Source organism: Rhodococcus sp. (in: high G+C Gram-positive bacteria), from assembly GCF_049286785.1.
GTDB lineage: Bacteria > Actinomycetota > Actinomycetes > Mycobacteriales > Mycobacteriaceae > Rhodococcus_F.
This window is the reverse complement of record NZ_JBAQEO010000181.1, coordinates 1-1,911: the sequence shown is the minus strand read 5'-3', so window position 1 is coordinate 1,911 and position 1,911 is coordinate 1. Positions and strand designations below refer to the sequence as shown.

Sequence of the window (1,911 nt, the reverse complement as noted above, 5' to 3'; positions counted from 1 at the left end):
GCCCGGTTGTTCAGGTACTTCGATTGCCGGTGCTCGACCGAAGGCATCAGCTCCCGCTGCCCCACCCCGTAGCTACCGAGCTCGTCGGTGATCAGGACCGAGGCGCCTTACCAGGTCACCCACCACGGGTGACACCGTGAATTTCCTCACCTGTGTCCACGATCGGGTCCGGCGCCCCGGGCGGGCCGAACTCGACACCCCTACAACGACTCCCGGTCACCTCCGATCGGCTGCCATCGCCTATCGCACCGCCGTCGATACCCTCACCGCCACAGCACAACATGAAGGCTGAAACATTAAGCAGTCGAACGTGACCCATACACCATGATCTTGACCCCACAGGCCGGCTACGCCGCCTCCAGCCTTCGAAACCCGTTCGAAAATGGCCGTCAAACCCTGTCCCCCACCGATGCACATGGTTTCGAGGCCGTAGCGCAGGTCGCGTCGTTCCATCTCACGCAACAGAGTGGCTAGAATCCGGACGCCGGTCGCGCCGACAGGGTGTCCGAGTGAGTGCTGGCCGTCGGTCGAAGGACGGCAGCGCGCGTATGAGCTCGGTGCCTCCGCTGGGGCGTACCTCGGGGCGTCCCTTCGCAATGCCCGCGCAGTTGCAGAATGGATCTCTGACAACTACTCGGACGGAGCGGTGATCGAAGCCGGCGAGAAGCGGCCGGACGGCACCTTGCGGCCAGCTGTGGACGGAGCGCAGCGGTAGGGAATCAGAAATCGTGGCCAATCTCAGCCCGGCTGACCACTGGGTGTCGGCTCCAGTCCGGAGTAGCAATAGCGGATTCGATGAATGGACGGGAACGACCGCGACCGCTCTTTGTGGTGAGGATGCCTCGGCGGCTGATCAAAACTGATATCGGACTCGGCGATGTGATCAAGAAGAGCACCGTCAGAGCTGGATTCACACCTTGTGCCGGCTGTCAGCGCCGCGCTGTCACGCTTAACCGTCTGATTGGCTTCGTAGGCAAGGACCGCCGCCCGGGACAACACTAGCTAGGTTCATTGCCGAGCACGAAGCGCACGCGTCATAAAGCCACACTTCGCTCGTGTCAGCACGGCCATCGTCAGGTCGCTGCTTCTCGAAATGTAATCAGGCAGATGTGCTGCTCGAGCGTCTGGCTGATCAGGTCATGTCTTCACCTGCGGCGGGTTCGAAGGCCTGGTACACGCTGCGTAGTGCTTCGGCCGCGTCGCCGGCACAGGCGATGAAGGCACGGTTACTGGCGCGGATCGCGATCGCCCAACAGGCACATTTCGATCTCGTCGACGACATCGACCGAGCGCGGGCTGCAGGGGCAGGGTGGGCAGAGATCGGCGAGGCCACTGGAATGAGTGCGCACCAGGCCCGGAAGCGTTGGGACAGTGCGCCGCTCAAGACCCGGCAACGCGAGATCGGTCAGCTCGCAATCTGGTGAGCACCGATCGACGGGTCTGCCTTCTTCGTCATCGGTCGCCACGCTGCCAGTCTCCGCCAGCCTGACGAACTTGTGCGTCCTCGGGAAACCAATGTGCCCCAGCACCGGGGGGACCTTCCCGGGTCCGGATTCCGCCAATTGCGCGTGCAGGGGGCCTTCGGCCCGGCTGATTCGCCGACAAGTCATGCCTGGAACCGGTATCCATGCCGGCCTCGGTGATCAGATGCCGGGGATTCGATGGATCGTCCTCGAGTTTGCGTCTCAGTTACGCCAAATATACTCGCAGATAGTGGGTTTCGGTGGCATAGGCCGGTCCCCACGCCTCCCGTAGCAGCTCCTTCTGACCGACGAGTTTGCCTTTGTTTCGCACCAGCATTTCCAGCATCCCCCATTCGGTGGGGGTGAGGTGCACCCTCGTCTCACCTCGGCGGACGGTCTTGGCGGTGAGGTCGACGGTGAACGAATCCGTCACCACCATGGGCTCGCT

The 1,911-nt window shown here is 62.8% G+C and carries 1 protein-coding gene and 3 pseudogenes; 1 reads left to right on the top strand and 3 read right to left on the bottom strand.

Going from position 1 to position 1,911, the window contains the following annotated elements:
- Nucleotides 1-98: pseudogene (locus WAW17_RS07410) on the bottom strand (IS6 family transposase); the annotation flags it as partial.
- A 268-nt stretch (nucleotides 99-366) separates the two neighbouring features.
- Nucleotides 367-513, bottom strand: a pseudogene (locus tag WAW17_RS07405) (acetyl-CoA C-acyltransferase); the annotation flags it as partial.
- Nucleotides 514-1,139: 626 nt separating this feature from the next.
- Between WAW17_RS07405 and WAW17_RS07400 the strand changes: the two are divergent.
- Entirely contained in the window at nucleotides 1,140-1,424 is a 285-nt protein-coding gene (locus WAW17_RS07400; protein WP_422332347.1) for a hypothetical protein, read from the top strand.
- Between the two features lie 182 nt (nucleotides 1,425-1,606).
- Here WAW17_RS07400 and WAW17_RS07395 read toward each other — a convergent pair.
- Nucleotides 1,607-1,911, bottom strand: a pseudogene (locus tag WAW17_RS07395) (winged helix-turn-helix domain-containing protein); the annotation flags it as partial.